Genomic DNA, 20,993 nt, shown 5'->3' on the forward strand with positions numbered 1-20,993 from the left:
GCACGATGCGGCGAGCCGGCTCCGGTAAAATGCCCCTTTGCCCTCAGTCGTACGCAACGTGGCCCATAAACTCCTGAACGACACTTTCCTGCGCGCGCTGCTGCGCCAGCCGACCGACTACACACCGATCTGGCTGATGCGGCAAGCTGGCCGCTATCTGCCGGAATACAACGCCACGCGTGGTCGCGCGGGCAGTTTCCTCGGTTTGGCGAAGAACCCGTCGTTCGCGACGGAAGTCACATTGCAGCCGCTCGAGCGTTATCCACTCGACGCCGCCATCCTGTTCTCGGACATCCTCACCGTGCCCGACGCCATGGGTCTCGGCCTCGAGTTCGTGACCGGCGAGGGGCCCAAGTTTGTTCGCCCGGTTCGTACGGAAGACGACGTCGCGCGGCTCGCCGTGCCGGACATCGACGCCACGCTGCGCTACGTGACCGACGCCGTGCGCGAAATTCGCACGGCGCTGACCGACGCGCAAGGTCGTCAACGCGTACCGCTGATCGGCTTTTCGGGCAGTCCGTGGACGCTCGCGTGTTACATGGTCGAAGGCGGCGGGTCGGCAGATTTCCGTACGGTCAAGTCGATGCTTTATGCCCGTCCCGATCTGATGCACCGCATTCTCGACATCAACGCGCGCTCGGTCGCGGCGTATCTGAACGCGCAGATCGAAGCTGGCGCGCAAGCCGTGATGATTTTCGACACGTGGGGCGGGGCGCTGGCAGACGGTGTGTATCAGCGTTTCTCGCTGCACTACATCCAGCAGGTGGTGAGTCAGCTGAAGCGCGAGCACGACGGCGAGAAAGTCCCGGTCATTACGTTCACGAAGGGTGGTGGCCTGTGGCTCGACGAGATCGCCGAAACCGGCGTCGATGCGGTCGGCCTCGACTGGACGGTCAACCTGAGCAAGGCGCGCGAACGCGTAGGCGGGAAGGTGGCGCTACAGGGCAATATCGATCCCTCGGTGTTGTTCGCGCCGCCGGCTTCGATCCGCATGGAAGCTCGTGCGGTGCTCGACAGCTTCGGGAATCATCCGGGCCACGTGTTCAATCTCGGCCACGGTATTTCGCAGTTCACGCCGCCGGAGAATGTCGCTGAACTGGTGGACGAAGTGCACCGTCATAGCCGGGCGATCCGCAGCGGCGCTCATGCACCGGCCTGAAGCCGTAATCGTTACCATTTTTTGTTGCATTGCAGCGAACTGGGCTCTCGGTCTAAGGGCAAATTTGCAGCTAACAGGCCGTCAGATGGCGGTCTTGCGAAAGTCAAGACTTGACTTATGCACATTCATCACGCTGCGGCGCGGTAGAAGCTTTAGTCGTGTCCTGGCCCTTGCACTTTGCAGGCGTATTTGATCTAAGCCTTGTCTGGCAAGGGTTTCCCGGGTTCGGGACAGACTGTGCGGAATCCCACAGAAGGCCGCTGCGGCGCGGTTCCCGGGCCGTCCGGGCAAAGTTCTCAACAAAGTTATCCACAGGCACGCGGACCGATTGCAATTGTTCAGCCGAATCCAAAACTTAGCGCCGAAATTGAAGTTTTACTTTAACTTCTACGGATTCGCCGTCTGCTCGATGGGCCTCGCGATGTGGCATCGTGTCGCGCTCGTTCCCCTGACCGTTGCTGGCGCGTGAGCGACGTGTTCGTCCGCGTCGCGCTCGACCATCCGCTGCCGACGCTGTTCGACTACCGCTGCGACACGCCTGAGCCTGTCGCGCCGGGCAGGCTGGTCAGCGTGCCGTTCGGGAAACGCCATGTCGTGGGGCTCGTCTGCGAAGTGACCGCTCACAGCGACGTGCCGGCCGATCGTCTTCGCTCGGTGAGTGGCGTGTGTACCGCTTGCCCGCCGGTGTCGTCGGATTGGCTGAAGCTGGCCGCGTTCGCCGCCGACTACTACCAGCGTGGTCTCGGCGAGGTCGCATTGCCCGCATTGCCGCAGGCGCTGCGCGATGCGTCGCGCTGGTCGCGCCTGTTCGCGCCGGAAGAGCGCTACAGTCTCACGCCCGCAGGCCGCGCTGCCTTGCCCGACGCCCTGCCGGCGCGGGCGAGCGCGTTGCGGAAACTGGCGCAGGCGTTGGCCGGGACCGAGTTCGTGCTTGCCACCGATGCGCGCGCGCTGCACCCCAAGGCTGTGGCAACGCTTGACGCGTGGCGGGCGGAAGGCTGGATCACGCTGAACATCGTCGAGGCCGCGGCGGCGTTGGCCGCGGTCGCTTCGCCTGACGCGCCCGCCCCCACGCTGCCCACGCTCACGGACGAGCAAGCGGCCGCCGTCGAAGCCATCCGCGATGCCGACGGCTTCGCGCCGTTCCTGCTGCACGGCGTGACGGGCAGTGGCAAGACGGAGGTCTATTTGCGCGCGCTCGCCGAGATTCTGGCCGCAAAGCCCGACGCTCAGGCGCTCGTCCTCGTCCCCGAAATCAATCTGACGCCGCAGTTCGAAGCGGCCTTCCGCGCGCGTTTCGCCGCGCTCGAGGGCACGTCGATCGTCACGCTGCACAGCGGCCTCGCGGAAGGCGAGCGCGCCCGCAACTGGTTCGCCGCGCACACCGGCCGCGCGCGGATCGTGCTCGGCACGCGGCTGGCGGTGCTGGCCTCGCTGCCGAAGCTCGCGATCATTGTCGTCGACGAGGAGCACGATCCGGCCTACAAGCAGCAGGAAGGCCTGCGCTATTCGGCGCGCGACCTGGCGATCTACCGCGCCAAGCAACTCGGCTTGCCGGTCGTGCTGGGTTCGGCCACGCCGTCGCTGGAGAGCTGGTGGCAGGCCGACCAGGGCCGCTACAAGCGGCTCACGTTGTCGCGCCGTGCCGTCGCCGAGGCCGTATTGCCGACCGTCAAACTGATCGATCTGGAAGAGGAGCGGCGGCGCGGGCGGGCATCGGTGGAAGGTTTGTCGGGGCCGCTGATCGCGGCGCTGAAGGTGCGACTCGAACGCGGCGAGCAAAGCCTCGTGTTCCTGAACCGCCGCGGTTATGCGCCGCAGCTTGCCTGCGATGCCTGCGGCTGGGTCGCCGGTTGTCCACGATGCAGCGCGTATGTCGTGCTGCATAAGCCCGAGCGCGCGCTGCGCTGCCACCACTGCGGCTGGGAAGCGCGCATCCCGCGTTCGTGCCCGGAGTGCGGCAACGTCGATATCGCGCCCATGGGCCGTGGCACGCAGCGCGTCGAAGAGACGCTGGCGAGCGCGGTGCCCGGCGCCCGCATCTTGCGCATCGACGCCGACAGCACGCGTCGTAAAGGCAGCGCGCAGGCGCTGTTCTCCGACGTCCACGCGGGCGAAGTCGACATTCTCGTCGGCACGCAGATGATCGCCAAAGGCCACGACTTTCAGCGCGTGTCGCTGGTCGGCGTGCTGAACGCCGATACCGCGTTGTTTTCCCACGACTTCCGCGCGAGCGAACGGCTTTTCGCGCAACTGATGCAAGTGAGCGGCCGGGCAGGCCGTGCGGGTTTGCCGGGCGAAGTGCTGGTGCAGACGCGCTATCCGCGCCACGCGCTTTATCACGCGCTGGGCCGCCACGACTACGTCGGCTTCGCCAACTCCACGCTGGCCGAACGACGCGACGCCCATTTGCCGCCGTTCGTCTATCAGGCTTTGCTGCGCGCCGAAGGCCGCACGCTCGAAGCCGCGCTCGCCTTCCTGCAACAGGCGGCGGCCGAGTTGACCGGCATTGCGGCTGCCGAACGTGTGACCGTCTACGACGCCGTGCCGCTCACCATCGTCAAAGTGATGCATGTGCACCGCGCGCAATTGCTGATCGAGAGCGCGTCGCGGGCCGCCTTGCAGGCGACCTTGCGTGCGTGGCAGCCGCTGCTGCGCAGCCTGAAAGGTGTGCTGCGCTGGAATCTGGAAGTCGATCCGCTCGACATCTAAGGCGCATCGCCGGGGCGACGCCGCCGTTACTTCTTTCGGTCATATTCTTAGAGCGAATGGTCGTTTCGTTTTGCAACGCCGCTCGCCTATATTTCGCCGAATCGGCGCACTTTCGGGCAAAACTCCAACACTCCGGCGCCGAGGCACCTCAACTTACTCGGGGCATGGCGATGAGCGATACGAACCCAGCACTACAACCCGGCGCGGCGTCGACGAACCGGCCTGGCACCCACGGTGGCGGGCTCTTTTCGACTGAAGACTGGTGGGCCGTGTGGGTCGGCCTGATGGTGATCGTAGTCGCCTGGGCGCTGTTCGCGTCGGGCAGCAGCATCAAGTGGCTGGCGGTGGCGCCGGCCAAATGGTCGAGCGTGGCGCAGGCCGCGCAGGACGTCGGCAAGCATTTGCCGAACTATGCCGCGCTGTTTATAGCGTTCGCGCTGCTCTTCGGCGTAAGCCTGGCGGCGCTCAAGCAGCGGGTCGGCGCCTTCCTGGCGTCGTTCCTGATTCTGTTCATCGCGTCGGCGCTGATTTTCACGCTGGGCGCGTGGGTCAACGCGTCGAAGTACAACCTCGAGCCGCCGCTCGTCGCGCTGGCGCTGGGCCTGCTGATCTCGAACGTGTTCACGCTGCCTGAATGGTTTTCGGCCGGCTTGCGCGTCGAGTTTTATATCAAGGTCGGCATCGTGCTGCTCGGCGCGACGTTGCCGTTCACGTTGCTGGTGTGGGCGGGACCGGTCGCGGTCGGGCAGGCCACCATCGTCTCGCTCGTCACATTCTTCGTGATCTTCTTCGCCGCGAGAGCGTTCGGCCTCGACCGGCGTTTTGCCGCTGTGCTCGGCGTCGGCGGCGCGGTGTGCGGCGTCTCGGCGGCCATCGCGATTGCTGGCGCAGTGCGCGCCAAGCGCGAGCAGGCCTCGGTGGCAATCACGCTGGTGGTGCTGTGGGCGATCGTGATGATCTTCGTGTTGCCGTTCGCATCCCGCTCGCTCGGCCTGTCGACTGCAGTCGCCGGCGCGTGGATCGGCACGTCTGAATTCGCCGACGCCGCTGGCATCGCGGCCGCTCAAGCCTACGGCGACTTTGCGAAACACGCAGGCGGCGCAATTGCCGGCGCGCCGGAGGCGTCGTTGCAGGCGTTCACGCTGATGAAAGTGGTCGGCCGCGATATCTGGATCGGCATCTGGGCGTTCGTGCTGGCGATCGTCGCGACGACGCGCTGGGAATCGCAGGACAGCGGCGTCAAAGCCAAGGCCAACGCCGGCGAGATCTGGGCGCGCTTCCCGAAATTTGTGATCGGTTTCGTGATCGCGTCCGCGCTGGTGACGTGGATCGCCAGCCACTATTCGCTGGTCGATTACCGCAAAGTCGTGACGCCCGAATTCGTCGCGCCGATCACGGCGTTGCGCACGTGGGCGTTCACTTTCTGCTTCCTGAGCATCGGGCTGACCACGCGCTTGCGCTCGCTCACTGCAACCGGCCTGAAGCCGTTCCTCGCATTCACGGTGGGCGTGGTGGTCAATATCGCCATCGGTTACGCGCTGTCCGCGCACGTGTTCGCGCCGTACTGGAATAGCTTGGGGCAGGGCTCGTGATGAGACGCACGGTCCGCCTCGACAGCGCGGCGCAGGCGCGCGATGAAACGCACGCGCCGTGCTGCGCGGGCTGCCGGCATCGCGCTGAGAATCGGGACTCGTTGGAGCAGGGCATTCCGGGTCTCGCCGTGTTCGGTTCCGCATTCGGCGCGAGCGTGGCGAACAGCCGGCTCTGCCGGCTGCACGACCAACTCGTCTCGCCTGGCGACAGTTGCGCGCGGTTCGAACCGGTTCATCAACTTTGACGCGCGTCTAAGCCAGCCGCGGCGCCGAGCCCGGCGATGTCAGCGTTCCGCCAGCGCGTCAGCCGAAGATAGTCCTCGCTCTTTCCGGCACGGAACGCCGGACGCGTCCATTCACTTCTTCAGTTCACTCGTTTAACGCGGTCCGCGCGTCGCCTACCGATGCGCGCGACGCCGCGGGCACGTGTTCCTCGTCGGGCTCGCGCCTGCCTGGGCCACTCGTCGCGCCGCGCATGAACAACACCGCGCAAGTCGCGCACATCGCCCAGATGCCCAGTATTACCAGCCACTTTTCCATTTCACCTGTCCTCGCCTGTCTTCTAAAACCCCGTACCGTTTTTTTGTGCGTGCCCGGAGGCCGCGTGCCGCTATGTTCCGTATAACGGCGCGCCGACCCGTTCTGATAAGGGTAAATGCAAAAAGAATCACGCCAGGGAAAGTACTAAGCGCAACCACTGCGCCAGCGGCCAGCGCGATCTGGCGCAAACCCTCGCCACACAAGGCTCTCAGCAGGGTGCAACCACGCACCGAACATGGTTGCACCTTTTTATTGGGAGGCGTACGATTCGCCAACTTTTAGTCTTTCCCAGCGCATTCGTTTGGTATCCGAAGAAGGAAACATGGCTAGCACCACCCTTGGCGTCAAGGTCGACGACCTCCTGCGTTCACGGCTGAAAGATGCCGCTACCCGTCTTGAACGCACTCCGCATTGGCTCATCAAGCAGGCCATCTTCGCGTACCTCGAAAAGATCGAGCACGGCCAGTTGCCGCCCGAACTGTCGGGCGTGACGGGCTCGGCGGATCTCGCCGACGGCGCCACGGTCGAGCAGGAAGAAGACGGCGCGTCGCATCCGTTCCTCGAGTTCGCGCAAAACGTGCAACCGCAGTCGGTGCTGCGCGCGGCGATCACGGCCGCTTACCGTCGTCCCGAGCCGGAATGCTTGCCGTTCCTGGTCGGTCAGGCTCGCTTGCCCGCCAACCTCGCGGGCGATGTGCAGACAATGGCCGGCAAGCTCGTCGAAACGCTGCGCACCAAGAGCAAGGGCGGTGGCGTCGAAGGTCTGATCCACGAGTTCTCGCTGTCGAGCCAGGAAGGCGTGGCGCTGATGTGCCTCGCCGAAGCGCTGCTGCGCATTCCCGATCGCGCCACGCGCGACGCGCTGATCCGCGACAAGATCAGCAAGGGCGACTGGAAATCGCACATGGGCCAGGCACCGTCGATGTTCGTCAACGCTGCGACCTGGGGCTTGATGATCACCGGCAAGCTGGTGACGACCAATAGCGAAACGAGCCTCTCGTCGGCGCTGACGCGTTTGATCGGCAAGGGCGGCGAGCCGCTGATCCGCAAGGGCGTCGATATGGCGATGCGCCTGATGGGCGAGCAGTTCGTGACGGGCGAGAACATCTCCGAAGCGCTGGCCAACAGCCGCAAATACGAAGCGCGCGGCTTCCGCTACTCGTACGACATGCTCGGCGAAGCGGCCACCACCGAAGCCGACGCGCAGCGCTACTACGCGTCGTACGAACAGGCGATCCACGCGATCGGCAAGGCTGCCGGCGGCCGCGGCATTTACGAAGGCCCTGGCATCTCGATCAAGCTCTCCGCGCTGCACGCACGCTACTCGCGTTCGCAGCAGGAACGCACGATGAGCGAACTCCTGCCGCGTGTGCGCTCGCTGGCGATCCTCGCGCGCCGCTACGACATCGGCCTGAACATCGACGCCGAAGAAGCAGACCGCCTCGAAATCTCGCTCGATCTGCTCGAAGCGCTATGCTTCGATCCAGACCTGGCCGGCTGGAACGGCATCGGCTTCGTGGTGCAGGCCTATCAGAAGCGTTGCCCGTTCGTGATCGACTACATCATCGATCTGGCGCGCCGCAGCCGTCACCGCATCATGGTGCGCCTCGTGAAGGGCGCGTACTGGGACACCGAAATCAAGCGCGCACAAGTGGACGGCCTCGAAGGCTATCCTGTCTACACGCGCAAGATCTATACGGACGTCTCATACGTCGCTTGTGCGAAGAAGCTGCTGAGCGCGCCCGACGCGGTCTATCCGCAGTTCGCCACGCACAACGCGCACACGCTCTCGGCGATCTATCACCTCGCGGGCAACAACTACTACCCCGGCCAGTACGAGTTCCAGTGCCTGCACGGCATGGGCGAGCCGCTGTACGAGGAAGTCACCGGCCGCGACAAGCTGAACCGTCCGTGCCGCGTGTACGCGCCGGTCGGCACGCATGAAACGCTGCTCGCGTACCTCGTGCGCCGTCTGCTGGAAAACGGCGCGAACACGTCGTTCGTGAATCGCATTGCCGATGAAAGCGTCGCGATCAAGGACCTGATCGCCGACCCCGTCGACGAAGCTTCGAAGATCGTGCCGCTCGGCGCGCCGCACGCGAAGATTCCGCTGCCGCGCAATCTGTACGGCGCCGAGCGTCTCAATTCGATGGGTCTCGATCTGTCGAACGAGCATCGGCTGGCGTCGCTGTCGTCGGCGTTGCTGGCGAGCGCGCATCATCCGTGGCGCGCCGCGCCGATGCTCGAGGACAACGAGATCGCCGTGGGCGTGGCGCGCGATGTGCGTAATCCGGCGGATCATCGTGACCTCGTCGGCACGGTCGTTGAAGCGACGCCGGAACATGTGAGTGCCGCGTTGACGCATGCCGTCGCCGCGGCGCCGATCTGGCAAGCCACGCCGGTCGAAGCGCGCGCCGATTGCCTCGCGCGTGCCGCCGATCTGCTCGAAGCGCAGATGCATACGCTGATGGGTCTGGTGGTGCGTGAAGCCGGCAAGTCGCTGGCCAACGCCGTCGCGGAAATCCGCGAAGCGATCGACTTCCTGCGCTACTACTCCACGCAGATTCGCGACGAGTTCTCCAACGACACGCATCGCCCGCTCGGTCCGGTGGTCTGTATCAGCCCGTGGAATTTCCCGCTGGCGATTTTCATGGGCCAGGTGGCCGCGGCACTCGCTGCCGGCAACACCGTGCTCGCGAAGCCTGCCGAACAGACGCCGCTGATCGCCGCGCAAGCCGTGCGCATTCTGCGCGAAGCCGGCGTCCCGGCGGGCGCCGTGCAACTGCTGCCGGGCAACGGTGAAACGGTTGGCGCCGCGTTGGTGGCCGATCCGCGCACGCGCGCGGTGATGTTCACCGGCTCGACTGAAGTCGCGCGCCTGATCAACAAGACGCTCTCCAGCCGCCTCGATCCGGACGGCAAGCCGATTCCGCTGATCGCGGAAACCGGCGGCCAGAACGCGATGATCGTCGACTCGTCGGCGCTCGCTGAGCAGGTGGTCGCGGACGTGCTGCAATCGTCTTTCGACTCCGCCGGTCAACGCTGTTCCGCGCTGCGCGTTCTTTGTCTGCAAGACGATGTCGCCGACCGCACGCTGGAGATGCTAACGGGCGCGATGCGCGAACTGGCAGTGGGCAATCCGGACCGCCTGTCGATCGACGTCGGCCCGGTGATCGACCTCGACGCGAAACGCGGCATCGACGCGCACGTCGCGACGATGCGCGAGAAAGGCCGCAAGGTCGAGCAGTTGCCGATGCCCGACGGTTGCGCGCAAGGCACCTTCGTTCCGCCCACGCTGATCGAACTCGACAGCATCGACGAACTGAAGCGCGAGGTATTCGGTCCGGTGCTGCATGTGGTGCGTTACCGCCGCAGCCAGCTCGACAAGCTGCTCGAACAGATTCGCACGACGGGCTACGGCCTGACGCTCGGCATCCACACGCGGATCGATGAAACCATCGCTCACGTGATCAGCCGCGCGCACGTCGGCAACATTTATGTGAACCGCAATGTGATCGGCGCGGTGGTGGGTGTGCAGCCGTTCGGCGGTGAGGGTTTGTCGGGCACGGGTCCGAAGGCGGGCGGCGCGCTGTATTTGCAGCGTCTGCTGGCGACGCGTCCCGCCGGTTTGCCGAAGTCGCTCGCGCAGGCATTGGTCGTGGATGTACCGAAGGCAGCCGAAAACAGCGACAATCCGTCCGCTGCATTGACGGCCTATCGCGATTGGCTGATTGCCGAACAACAACCGGTGCTGGCCGCGCGCTGCGACGGCTATCTGTCGCATGTGCCGGCGGGCGCCACCGCGGTACTGTCGGGACCGACTGGCGAGCGCAACACGTACACGCTGGGCGCGCGCGGCACGGTGCTGTGCATTGCGTCGACGGCGAGCGGCGCGCGCGTGCAGTTCGCCGCGGCGCTGGCTACGGGAAATCGCGCGTTGTTCGAGGGCGCGGCGGGTGAACAACTGGTGGCGCAATTGCCCGCGTCGCTGAAGTCACATGCGAGCGTGAAGAAGAGCGCCGATGCAACGTTCGACGCCGTGCTGTTCGAAGGCGATAGCGACGAGTTGCTGGCGCTGGTGAAGGAAGTCGCGAAGCGTCCGGGCCCGATCGTGTCGGTGCAGGGCGTCGCGGCAGGCGCGCTGGAAAGCGGCGACGAGGATTACGCGCTCGAGCGTCTGTTGACGGAACGCTCGGTCAGCGTGAATACGGCAGCAGCAGGCGGTAATGCGAATTTGATGACGATCGGTTGAGCGAACCTCATTGATCTTTTCAAAAAGAAGGAAGCGGTACGGCGACCCCGAAACCGCTCCATCCACACCTGGTACCAAGGAGAAGCTATGCAACACAAGATGAAACAGCTGGCAGGCGCTGCACTGGTTGCAGCGATGTCGCTGGCGGGGACGGCCAATGCTCAATCGACGGAAGATGTGAAGGTCGGCTTTGCCGGCCCGATGACAGGCGCGCAGGCGCACTACGGCAAGGACTTCCAGAACGGCATTACGCTGGCGGTGGAAGACATGAACGCGACCAAGCCGGTGATCGGCGGCAAGCAAGTCCGCTTCGTGCTGGACTCGGCCGACGACCAGGCCGACCCGCGCACCGGTACGACGGTTGCACAAAAGCTGGTGGATGACGGCATCAAGGGCATGCTCGGCCACTTCAACTCGGGCACCACGATTCCGGCTTCGCGCATTTACGCGAACGCGGGCATCCCCGAAATCGCCATGGCGACGGCGCCGGAATACACGCAACAAGGTTTCAAGACCACGTTCCGCATGATGACGTCGGACACGCAGCAAGGTTCGGTCGCCGGCACGTTCGCGGTGAAGACCTTGGGCATGAAGAAGATCGTGATCGTCGACGACCGCACGGCTTATGGCCAGGGTCTGGCTGATCAGTTCGAAAAGGCGGCGAAGGCAGCGGGTGGCCAGATTGTCGATCGTGAATACACGAACGACAAAGCAGTCGACTTCAAGTCGATCCTGACCAAGCTGAAGGCTGTTCAACCGGATCTGATCTACTACGGCGGCGCGGATTCGCAAGCGGCACCGATGGTCAAGCAGATGAAGGCACTGGGCATCAAGGCGCCGCTGATGGGCGGCGAAATGGTCCACACGCCGACGTTCATCCAGATCGCGGGTGACGCGGCGAACGGCACGGTGGCATCGCTCGCCGGCCTGCCGCTGGAAGAAATGCCGGGCGGCAAGGACTACGTCGCGAAGTACAAGAAGCGTTTCAACGAAGACGTGCAAACGTACTCGCCGTACGCTTACGACGGCGCAATGGCCATGTTCGATGCAATGAAGAAGGCGAACTCGACCGATCCGGCCAAGTACCTGCCGGTACTCGCGAAGACGTCGATGCCGGCGGTGACGTCCGCGAACCTCGCGTACGACAGCAAGGGCGACCTGAAGAACGGTGGTATTACACTGTACAAGGTCGTCGATGGTAAGTGGACGACGTTGCAGAGCGTGGGTGGAAAGTAAGTAGCTTCTCCTGCTAGCGCACTCGGCTGCCATGTGATTGCTTGACGTGCCAGCCAGGCAAAAAAAGCCCTGCGGTTTTCGAACCGCAGGGCTTTTTGTTTTGTGCTTCCTGACACCCTGTGCCGATGGCACGACAACGCAATTACTCCCCGCGCATCTTCCTCCCCTGCTCCCTAACCTGCTCCAACGTCGCACCCGGCGTGCTCGCTTCCTGCGGCATGCGAATCTCGATCACCGCCGCACACTTCGCCTCCATCGAACGCTTGAGCGCAGGCAGAAAATCCTCAGTCCGCTCCACCGTCTCGCCATGCGCGCCGAACGATCGCGCGAACGCCGCGAAATCCGGATTGGTGAGCCCGGTGCCATGTACCCGCCCAGGATAGTGCCGCTCCTGATGCATACGAATCGTACCGAAGTGACCGTTATTCACCACGATGAAAAGCACATGCAGGTCGTACTGCATCGCCGTCGCAAGTTCTTGTGCGGCCATCATGAAGCAGCCGTCGCCGGCCAGCGCCACAACCGCGCGTTGCGGATACATCGACTTCGCCGCAATCGCCGCCGGCACGCCGTAGCCCATCGCGCCACTCGTCGGCGCAAGCTGCGAACGGTAACGCCGATACGCGAAGTGCCGATGCAGCCACGTCGCGTAATTACCCGCGCCGTTGGTGAGAATCGCATCGTCCGGCAGATGCGCGCGCAACTGCTGAATCACTTCGCCCATCTGCACGTCGCCGGGAATCTGACGCGGTTTGCGCCAGTCGAGATACGCCTGATGCGCCTCGCTCGCTGCGCCCGACCAGGCGAGTTGCTCTGACGATGGCTCCAACTCCGCAAGCATTACCGCCAACTCCGGCATGCCAGAGACGATCGGCAGATCGGCCGCATACACGCGGCCCAATTCCTCCGCGCCCTGATGCACGTGCACGAGCGTCTGCTTCGTTTTCGGAATGTCGAGCAACGTATAGCCGTTCGTCGTCGCTTCGCCCAAACGCGGTCCGATCGCGAGTAGCACGTCGGCGTCGCGAATGCGTTGCGCGAGCGCGGGATTGATGCCGAGGCCGACGTCGCCGGCATAGTTCGGATGCTCGTTGTCGAGCGTGTCCTGAAAGCGGAACGCGAGGCCGACCGGCAATTGCCAGTTCTCGACGAAGCGCCGAAAGTCCGCGCACGCAGCCGGCGTCCAACCGCTGCCGCCTGCGATCACCATCGGCCGTTGCGCCCCGTCGAGCAATCCGCGCAACTTCTCGATCTGCGCCGCCGACGGTGACGCCGCCACGCGCTGATAAGCCGGCGCGCCGGCCACGGCATCGCATGCGTCGCTCAACACGTCTTCGGGCAACGACAAGACCACCGGCCCGGGTCGCCCCGAAGTCGCTGTGTGAAACGCATGGCTCAGATACTCGGGAATACGCTTCGGATCGTCGATTTGCGCGACCCACTTCGCCATCTGGCCGAACATGCGCCGATAGTCGATTTCCTGAAACGCCTCGCGGTCGAGATGCTCACGCGCGCACTGGCCGATCAGCAGAATCATCGGCGTGGAATCCTGAAACGCAGTGTGCACGCCGATCGATGCATGCGTGGCGCCCGGCCCGCGCGTGACGAGCGCGACGCCAGGGCGCCCCGTCAATTTGCCGACGGCCTCCGCCATATTCGCCGCGGCCGCTTCGTGACGGCAAACAATGGTCTGGATGCGTTCGGTTTCGTCGTGCAGCGAATCCAGCACAGCGAGAAAACTCTCGCCGGGCACACAGAAAACACGTTCGACACCGTGCGTGAGTAAAGCATCGACGACGAGACGCGCGCCGGTGGTTTGAGCGGCGGCGGGACCGGAAACGGGAGTATTCGGCTGCGACATTGCGATGAAGTCTCCAGGCAGTGCGTAAGTGCGGTATGAGATTGCCGAATCAACCTGAACATCAGCCGATCGGCGCTCCGACAGCTTACGCCGAGCGCGCTGCCGCTGTCACGGTGCCGCGCTACTGGATCGCTCGCGGTCGCGCGCAGGTAAGAAGCGCACGCGCCTTCTCCCGCTTTGGCGACAGTCCGTAGCACAGGCGTCCGCACGTGATGCACGAATGCGAGGAAGCGACGCGCAAATAAAAACGCGGGCCATAGCCCGCGTCGTCATCCGCATCGAGGCAAGGAAGCGCCGCCCTCAACACTCGACGATATTCACCGCCAACCCGCCCCGCGACGTTTCCTTGTATTTGGTTTTCATATCCGCGCCGGTCTCGCGCATGGTCTTGATCACCGAATCGAGCGACACGTAGTGACTGCCGTCGCCGCGCAAGGCCATGCGGGCGGCGTTGACTGCTTTCACCGATGCCATCGCGTTGCGCTCGATACACGGAATCTGCACCATGCCGCCGACCGGATCGCAGGTCAGTCCGAGGTTGTGCTCCATGCCGATTTCCGCGGCGTTTTCGACCTGCTTGGGGGTGCCTCCCATGACTGCCGCGAGCGCGCCCGCCGCCATCGAGCAGGCGACGCCCACTTCGCCCTGACAGCCCACTTCGGCGCCCGAAATCGACGCGTTCAGCTTGTACAGAATGCCGATCGCCGCGGCGGTCATCAGGAAGTCGATCACGCCTTGCTGATTCGAACCCGGCATGAAGCGCGTGTAGTAATGCAGCACGGCCGGAATGATGCCGGCCGCGCCGTTGGTCGGCGCAGTCACCACACGTCCGCCGGCGGCATTTTCTTCGTTGACGGCGATCGCGTAGAGATTGATCCAGTCGATCATCGACAGTGGATCGCGTAACGCCAGTTCCGGATTGCCGGACAGCGCGCGATACAGCTGCGGCGCGCGCCGTTTCACCTGGAATGGACCGGGCAAGTTACCGTCGGCATCCGGATTGTTGATGCCGCAACCCCGCGATACACACGATTGCATCACGTCCCAGATCTTCAGCAGGCCCGCGCGCGTCTCTTCTTCCGTATGCCAGACGCGTTCGTTTTCCCACATCAACTGGGCAATGCTCTTACCGGTCGATTCGCACAGCGCGAGCAACTCGTTGCCGCTGCGAAACGAGTACGGCAGTTGATCGACCGCGGCCAGGACTTTCGAATTCGGCGCGCCGGCCGTCACCACGAAACCGCCGCCCACCGACAGATAGGTCGACTCGCGCAATGTCTCGCCTTGCGCGTCGAGCGCACGCAACTTCAGACCATTCGGATGCTCGGGCAGCGCCTGACGATAAAACGCAATGTGATCCTTCTGCACAAACGGCACCTCGTGCGTGCCGAGCAGCGCCAGCTTGCGGGACACGCGCACTGCCTCGAGCCGCTGGGCTATCGTGTCCGGGTCCACGGTATCGGGCGCGTCGCCCATCAGGCCGAGCATGACGCCGCGATCGGTACCGTGCCCTTTGCCCGTCGCGCCGAGCGAGCCGTACAACTCCACTTTCACCGATGCGGTCGCAGCGAGCAGCCCATCGCGTTCGAGCCCTTGAGCGAACATCAGCGCCGCGCGCATCGGCCCGACCGTATGCGAACTGGACGGACCAATGCCGATTTTGAAGAGGTCGAAGACGCTGACTGCCATTTACTGCTCCCTGCTATGGATAAAGTTGATTTACCGCGCCGGCAGCGGCAAACACACGGCGAGCCACGCGGGCGGCGTCGGTGCGAGCTGTAGCGCGATCGGCGTATAGCGCCCGTCGAGGCGCGCCGCCAGGTGAAACAGTTCGGTCGCGTTCTTCGGATCCCACTGACCCGAATAGCCGGGCAAGCCGGCCTCGCGACGTTTTGCATCGAACGGAACGCTCGAATGCACGAATTCTTCATGCGTCTTGCTGCCGGCCGCATACGGCGCCAGCCAGTTGAGCGCGGCTTGCAACGACGCGCCGTCCGCGCCCTTCTCCGGCAGCCAGTTGCGGTTATGGCGACGCGCGGCGAGCGCGGCTGTCACGAGCGGCTGCAAGTCGTAGGTGACGTAATGCAGCGCGTCGCGTTCGTTGAAATCGACCGTCGAACCATCCGGCTCGATGTTGTCGCCGATATGCTCGACGAACAGACGCTGGGCCGCATTGATCATCTTGCGGTTGTCGAGCGTGAACGCGGCCATGGCAATCAGTTTGATCCGATGGCTCTGCCAGTTGTTCCTGAACGTTCCTTTGAGCGGGCGCGGCTGCGCGTCGATTTGCCCAATGTAGCCGTTCGCGAGTTTCGTCAGGAACGCCATGGACGCATTGCGCGTTTTCACCGGCAACGCGCTCGCCGTCATGTCGTACGCGAGAATCAGTCCTTCGAAACGGGTTTCGTCGATGGGATTGAAGCTCGGTTGATAGGTCGTGACCCAGGCGTACAGCAAGCGGTCGACGAGCTTGAGATAGCGGTCGTCGCTGGTGGCGCGCCAGGCGAGCGCGGCGTCGCGCAACAGATCGAGATCTTTCTCCGCCTCGACGCTCTGGTCGTAAATGCCCTCGTGCGGCAGTGTGCCTTCGGTATGCAGTTTCGCCAGCGCATGCGGCTGGTCGTTCAGATGGGCCTGCACGTTGCTCACCAGCGCTTTCACGCCGGGATCGGCGTTCGTGCGTTCGCTGGTTTGCAGCGCGGGCGCCGCGCAAAAATTCATCGCGGCCTGCGCTTGCCGCAGCGGCAGCAGCACGGCTGCGCCAGCCAACAGCAACGTGCAGGCTTGCCGCCAATTCGGCGCTCGCGTTGCTTCGGTCCGGCTTTGCATCAATCGCACCTTTCGCGCCATGCGAAACTCCTCATTAGGCTGATTCGGTGTGTGATGTTAGCCGTTTGCGGCCACGAACGACAGAGAACCTCAGAGCGGAACCGCGCATCGCCTCGCCGCCTCTTTTTCGAGACGACGGGCGATGCGCATTGGCAATCCCGCTTACTCGTAGTCGGCGATCGGCACGCAGGAGCAGAACAGATTGCGGTCGCCATACACATTGTCCGCGCGGCCGACCGGCGGCCAGTACTTCTTCGCGATCAGCGTGGGCAGCGGATATGCCGCGGTTTCGCGCGCATACGCGTGCTTCCAGTCATTCGCGATAACCACCGCCGCCGTATGCGGCGCATGCTTCAGCGGGTTGTCCTCGCGATCCGAGCGGCCTTCTTCGACGGCACGGATTTCCTCGCGGATCGCGATCATCGCTTCGATGAAACGGTCGAGTTCTTCCTTCGATTCCGATTCGGTCGGCTCGACCATCAGCGTGCCGGGCACCGGGAAGCTCATGGTCGGCGCGTGGAAGCCATAGTCGGCGAGTCGCTTGGCGACGTCGTCGACGGTGATGCCGCTGGTTTCCTTGATCGGACGCAGATCGAGAATGCACTCGTGCGCGACCAGGCCGCCCGGGCCCGAATACAGCACCGGATAATGCGGCGCGAGTTTCTTCGCGACGTAGTTCGCGTTGAGGATCGCGGTTTCGGTCGCGGCGGTGAGGTTCTTCGCACCCATCATTGCGATGTACATCCACGAAATCGGCAGGATCGATGCCGAGCCGTACGGAGCGCCCGATACCGCGCCAATGCCGTTCGGCGCGCGCTCATAACCCGACGAAATCTGGTTCGGCAGGAACTGCGCGAGATGCGCGCCGACCGCAACCGGACCGACGCCCGGTCCGCCGCCGCCATGCGGAATGCAGAAGGTCTTGTGCAGATTCAGGTGCGACACGTCGCCGCCGAACTGGCCCGGCGCGGTCAGTCCGACCATCGCGTTCATGTTCGCGCCGTCCACATACACCTGACCGCCGTGCGCGTGCACGATCTCGCAGATTTCGCGCACGTTCTGCTCGAACACGCCGTGCGTGGACGGATACGTGATCATGATCGCCGCGAGTTTGTCGGCGTGCTGATCGGCTTTCTTCTTCAGGTCTTCGATATCGACATTGCCTTGCGCGTCGCAGGCCACCACGACGACCTGCATGCCGGCCATCTGCGCCGACGCCGGGTTCGTGCCGTGCGCCGAAGCCGGAATCAGGCAGACGTTGCGATGCGCTTCGCCGCGCGACGCGTGATACGCGTGGATGATCAGCAGGCCCGCGTACTCGCCTTGCGAGCCGGCGTTCGGTTGCAGCGACACGGCAGCGTAGCCGGTGGCCGCGACCAGCATCTCTTCGAGCTGATCGATCATTTCGCGGTAGCCGACAGTTTGCTCAGCCGGTGCGAACGGATGGATCTGGCCGAATTCAGGCCATGTAACCGGCAGCATTTCCGAGGTCGCGTTCAGCTTCATCGTGCACGAACCCAGCGGAATCATCGAACGGTCGAGCGCGAGGTCCTTGTCCGACAGGCTGCGCAGATAACGCAGCATTTCCGTTTCCGAATGATGACGGTTGAACACGTGGTGCGTGAGGTAGGCGCTCGTGCGCTCAAGCGCGGCCGGCACCGATGCGGTATTCGACGCAGCCATTGCCGAGTCGAGCGTGTCGACTTGCGGGACGCCTTTCGCGCCGGCGGCTTGCGCGAATACTTCGAGCAGATCCGCCAGATCGCGGCGCGTAGTGGTTTCGTCGATCGACAGGCCGACTTGCGTATCGCTCACGCGGCGCAGGTTGATGCGTTTCGCTTGCGCGGCCTCGTGCAGCGCTTGCGTGCGTGCGCCGGATTCGAAGGTGAGCGTGTCGAAGAACGTTTCGTTAGCGAGCGTGTAGCCGAGTTGCTTCGCACCTTCCGCCAGCAACGCGGTGATGCGGTTCACGCGCAATGCGATCGTCTTCAAACCGTGCGGGCCGTGATAAACGGCGTACATGCTGGCCATGATCGCGAGCAGCGCTTGCGCGGTACACACGTTCGAAGTCGCCTTCTCGCGGCGGATATGTTGTTCGCGCGTTTGCAGCGCGAGACGCAGCGCGGGGTTGCCTTGCGCGTCGACGGTCACGCCGACGAGGCGGCCCGGCATCTGGCGCTTGAATTCGTCGCGCACGGCGAGGTAAGCCGCATGCGGGCCGCCGAAGCCGACCGGCACGCCGAAGCGCTGCGTATTGCCGACCGCCACGTCCGCGCCCCATTCGCCCGGCGGCGTGAGGACAGTCAGCGCGAGCAGGTCGGCTGCGACCACCACGTGGCCGCCCGCTGCGTGGATCGCTTCGGTGAGCGCGCGGTAGTCGCGCACGTCGCCGTTCACGCCCGGGTATTGCAGTAGCACGCCGAACGCATTCGCATCCGCGGCTTCCGCGGCCGGGCCCACTTTCACTTCGATGCCGACCGGCGTGGCGCGCGTCTTCACCACTTCGATGGTTTGCGGCAGCACGTCGTCGGCCACGTAGAACACGTTCGACTTCGGCTTGCCGATGCGTTGCAGCAGCGTCATCGCTTCAGCCGCAGCCGTGGCTTCGTCGAGCAGCGACGCGTTCGAGATCGCCAGACCCGTCAAGTCGACGATCATCTGCTGGAAGTTCAGCAGCGCCTCCAGACGGCCTTGCGAAATTTCCGGCTGATACGGCGTGTACGCGGTGTACCACGCCGGATTTTCCAGCACGTTACGCAGGATCACCGTCGGCGTGTGCGCGTTGTAATAGCCCTGCCCGATGTACGAGCGGAACACCTGGTTCCTGTCCGCGAGTTCGCGCAGCGCGGCGAGCGCTTCGGCTTCGCTCTTCGGTTGCGTGAAGGGGCCGAGCGGCAGCGTTTCGGTGCGGCGGATCGTCTTCGGAATGACGGCGTCGATCAGCGCGGCGCGCGACGCGAAGCCGAGGGCTTCGAGCATTGCGTGCTGGTCGGCCGCGTCCGGGCCGATATGCCGTTCGGCGAAGGCGTCATGCACTTCGAGCGCGGCGAGCGAGAGAGGAGTGCGGTTCATCAGACGATCCGGGTGTTCGAGCTTCATGGGTGTTCCTGGCGGTGCGGTGTCCTTCGGTATTCGAAAAAGGACGCGCCGCACCTGTCGGGTTAAACGTAAAGGTGAATCAGGCGCCGATTGACTTGCTGTACGCGTCGGCGTCGATCAGACGGTCTTGCGTCGCGTCCGCGGCCGGCTTGATCTTGAAGAGCCAGCTTTCGTACGGTGTGGAATTGACCGAATCAGGCGTGTCGGCCACGGCGGTATTCGCTTCGATGATCTCGCCTGAAACCGGCGCGTAGATATCGGAAGCGGCTTTCACCGATTCGATGACAGCGACGGTGTCGCCGGCGGTGACGGTCTTGCCCAGTTCCTGGACTTCGAAGAAGACGATGTCGCCGAGCGCTTCCTGCGCGTGGTCGGTGATGCCGACCGTCAGCGTGCCGTCCGCCTCGGTGCGGACCCACTCGTGCGATTCGGTGTATTTCAGATCGGCCGGGATGCTCATCGGATGCTCCTATGCGGTGTGATTCGGTTGTAACTTGGGAAGTAGACGCGCGCGCAGGTTTGCTTAAACCGCGAGCACTTTGCCATTGCGCACGAACGGCAGTTTTACCACGCTTGCAGGTACGTTCTTGTCACGAATCTGAACGTGAACGGTGTCGCCCGGCTGCACGCCTTTCGGCACACGCGCAAAGGCGATGGATTCCTGCATGGTCGGGGAAAACGTACCGCTGGTGATTTCGCCTTCGCCCTGCGACGTGACGACTTTTTGATGAGCACGCAGCACGCCCGCCGCCTTGCCGTTTTCCTTCAGCAGAATCAAGCCGACGAACGCAGCCTGCGAACCATCCGCTTCCAGCTTGCCCTTGCCGACGAAGTCGCGCGGCGAGGTGAGGTCGACGGTCCAGGCGAGGCCGGCGTCGAGCGGCGAGACGTTGTCGTCCATATCCTGGCCGTACAGGTTCATGCCGGCTTCGAGCCGCAGCGTGTCGCGCGCGCCGAGACCGGCCGGGCGCACGCCTTGGGCTTGCAGCGCACTCCACAGCGCTTCGACGTGATCTGCGGGGACAATGATTTCGAAGCCGTCTTCGCCGGTGTAGCCGGTGCGGGCCACGGTCAATTCGCCGAACGGCGTGTCTTCGATGCGGGCGGCGTTGAAGGGCTTGAGCGCTTCGGTGGCGGCGCGTGCGGCCGGCACGGTTTGCCATACTTTTTCGCGCGCATTCGGGCCTTGCACGGCGACGATCGCATAATCGCGGCGCGGCGTGATGGTCAGGCCGAAGCTGCCTTCGGCGTTGAGTTGGCCGAACCAGGCGATGTCTTTATCGGCGGTGCCGGCATTGACGACCACGCGGAAATGATCTTCGCCGAAGTAATAGACGATCAGATCGTCGATCACGCCGCCGTTCGGGTTCAGCAGGCAGGAGTACAGCGCGCGGCCCGGCGTTTGCAGCTTGGCGACGTTGTTCGCCAGCGCATACTCGAAGAATGCGCGCACGCGCTCCCCGGTGAAATCGACGACACACATGTGCGAGACGTCGAACATGCCGGCGTCGGTGCGCACGGCGCGGTGTTCGTCGATCTGCGAGCCGTAGTTGACAGGCATGTCCCAGCCGCCGAAATCGACCATGCGGGCATTGAGCGCACGGTGGGTGGCGTTGAGCGGGGTGTGTTTGAGTTCGGTCATGGGGCCTCGGGCGTCTCGCGAAACAAAAAAGGCCATGCGGCGCTACGCCTCGCGGCCTTTTAGCTGCGAGC

Annotated in this window: 13 protein-coding genes; 6 read left to right on the plus strand and 7 right to left on the minus strand. The window is 64.1% G+C overall.

The genetic code is table 11. The features are described from left to right. The first annotated feature begins 58 nt into the window (after positions 1-58). From hemE to B0G71_RS19710, 4 genes are all read left to right on the plus strand, one after another. On the plus strand, positions 59-1,159 hold the full coding sequence (gene hemE, locus B0G71_RS19695) for a uroporphyrinogen decarboxylase (protein ID WP_116118558.1): 1,101 nt from the start codon (positions 59-61) through the stop codon (positions 1,157-1,159). A 465-nt stretch (positions 1,160-1,624) separates the two neighbouring features. Beyond that, positions 1,625-3,871: a primosomal protein N' gene (locus B0G71_RS19700; protein ID WP_181916798.1), complete on the plus strand. Its 2,247-nt coding sequence runs from the start codon at positions 1,625-1,627 to the stop codon at positions 3,869-3,871. Between the two features lie 170 nt (positions 3,872-4,041). After that, on the plus strand, positions 4,042-5,463 hold the full coding sequence (locus B0G71_RS19705) for a YeiH family protein (protein ID WP_116148729.1): 1,422 nt from the start codon (positions 4,042-4,044) through the stop codon (positions 5,461-5,463). Next, entirely contained in the window at positions 5,463-5,708 is a 246-nt protein-coding gene (locus tag B0G71_RS19710; RefSeq protein WP_116143586.1) for a hypothetical protein, read from the plus strand. Before B0G71_RS19705 ends, B0G71_RS19710 begins: the two co-directional genes overlap by 1 nt. Positions 5,709-5,832: 124 nt before the next feature. Here B0G71_RS19710 and B0G71_RS41430 read toward each other — a convergent pair whose 3' ends face one another. Next, on the minus strand, positions 5,833-6,003 hold the full coding sequence (locus B0G71_RS41430; RefSeq protein WP_181916799.1) for a hypothetical protein: 171 nt from the start codon (positions 6,001-6,003) through the stop codon (positions 5,833-5,835). A gap of 322 nt (positions 6,004-6,325) precedes the next feature. On the opposite strand from B0G71_RS41430, the gene putA reads away from it, so the two are divergent. Both putA and B0G71_RS19720 read left to right on the plus strand, forming a co-directional pair. Beyond that, positions 6,326-10,255, plus strand: a complete 3,930-nt coding sequence (putA, locus tag B0G71_RS19715) for a trifunctional transcriptional regulator/proline dehydrogenase/L-glutamate gamma-semialdehyde dehydrogenase (RefSeq protein WP_116143588.1) — start codon at positions 6,326-6,328, stop codon at positions 10,253-10,255. 87 nt (positions 10,256-10,342) lie between these two features. After that, the gene (locus tag B0G71_RS19720) at positions 10,343-11,491 is read left to right on the plus strand and encodes a branched-chain amino acid ABC transporter substrate-binding protein (protein WP_106284862.1); all 1,149 of its coding nucleotides are present in this window, start codon (positions 10,343-10,345) and stop codon (positions 11,489-11,491) included. A 142-nt stretch (positions 11,492-11,633) separates the two neighbouring features. Here the strand turns inward: B0G71_RS19720 and B0G71_RS19725 are convergent, their stop codons facing one another. The 6 genes from B0G71_RS19725 to gcvT all read right to left on the minus strand — a co-directional run bounded on the left by B0G71_RS19725 (position 11,634) and on the right by gcvT (position 20,922). Continuing rightward, positions 11,634-13,352: a thiamine pyrophosphate-binding protein gene (locus tag B0G71_RS19725; RefSeq protein WP_116143590.1), complete on the minus strand. Its 1,719-nt coding sequence runs from the start codon at positions 13,350-13,352 to the stop codon at positions 11,634-11,636. Between the two features lie 300 nt (positions 13,353-13,652). Further along, positions 13,653-15,041 carry an L-serine ammonia-lyase gene (locus B0G71_RS19730; RefSeq protein WP_116143592.1) on the minus strand — a complete coding sequence of 463 codons (1,389 nt, stop codon included), beginning with the start codon at positions 15,039-15,041 and terminating at the stop codon, positions 13,653-13,655. A 30-nt stretch (positions 15,042-15,071) separates the two neighbouring features. Then, positions 15,072-16,202 carry an alginate lyase family protein gene (locus B0G71_RS19735; protein ID WP_116118551.1) on the minus strand — a complete coding sequence of 377 codons (1,131 nt, stop codon included), beginning with the start codon at positions 16,200-16,202 and terminating at the stop codon, positions 15,072-15,074. Positions 16,203-16,343: 141 nt separating this feature from the next. Then, the gene (gene gcvP / locus B0G71_RS19740; protein ID WP_116143594.1) at positions 16,344-19,280 is read right to left on the minus strand and encodes an aminomethyl-transferring glycine dehydrogenase; all 2,937 of its coding nucleotides are present in this window, start codon (positions 19,278-19,280) and stop codon (positions 16,344-16,346) included. A 79-nt stretch (positions 19,281-19,359) separates the two neighbouring features. Then, entirely contained in the window at positions 19,360-19,740 is a 381-nt protein-coding gene (gene gcvH / locus B0G71_RS19745; RefSeq protein ID WP_116143596.1) for a glycine cleavage system protein GcvH, read from the minus strand. 63 nt (positions 19,741-19,803) lie between these two features. After that, positions 19,804-20,922, minus strand: a complete 1,119-nt coding sequence (gene gcvT / locus B0G71_RS19750) for a glycine cleavage system aminomethyltransferase GcvT (protein WP_116143598.1) — start codon at positions 20,920-20,922, stop codon at positions 19,804-19,806. Positions 20,923-20,993: the final 71 nt, after the last annotated feature.

The organism is Paraburkholderia sp. BL27I4N3, from assembly GCF_003386115.1.
Lineage (GTDB): Bacteria > Pseudomonadota > Gammaproteobacteria > Burkholderiales > Burkholderiaceae > Paraburkholderia.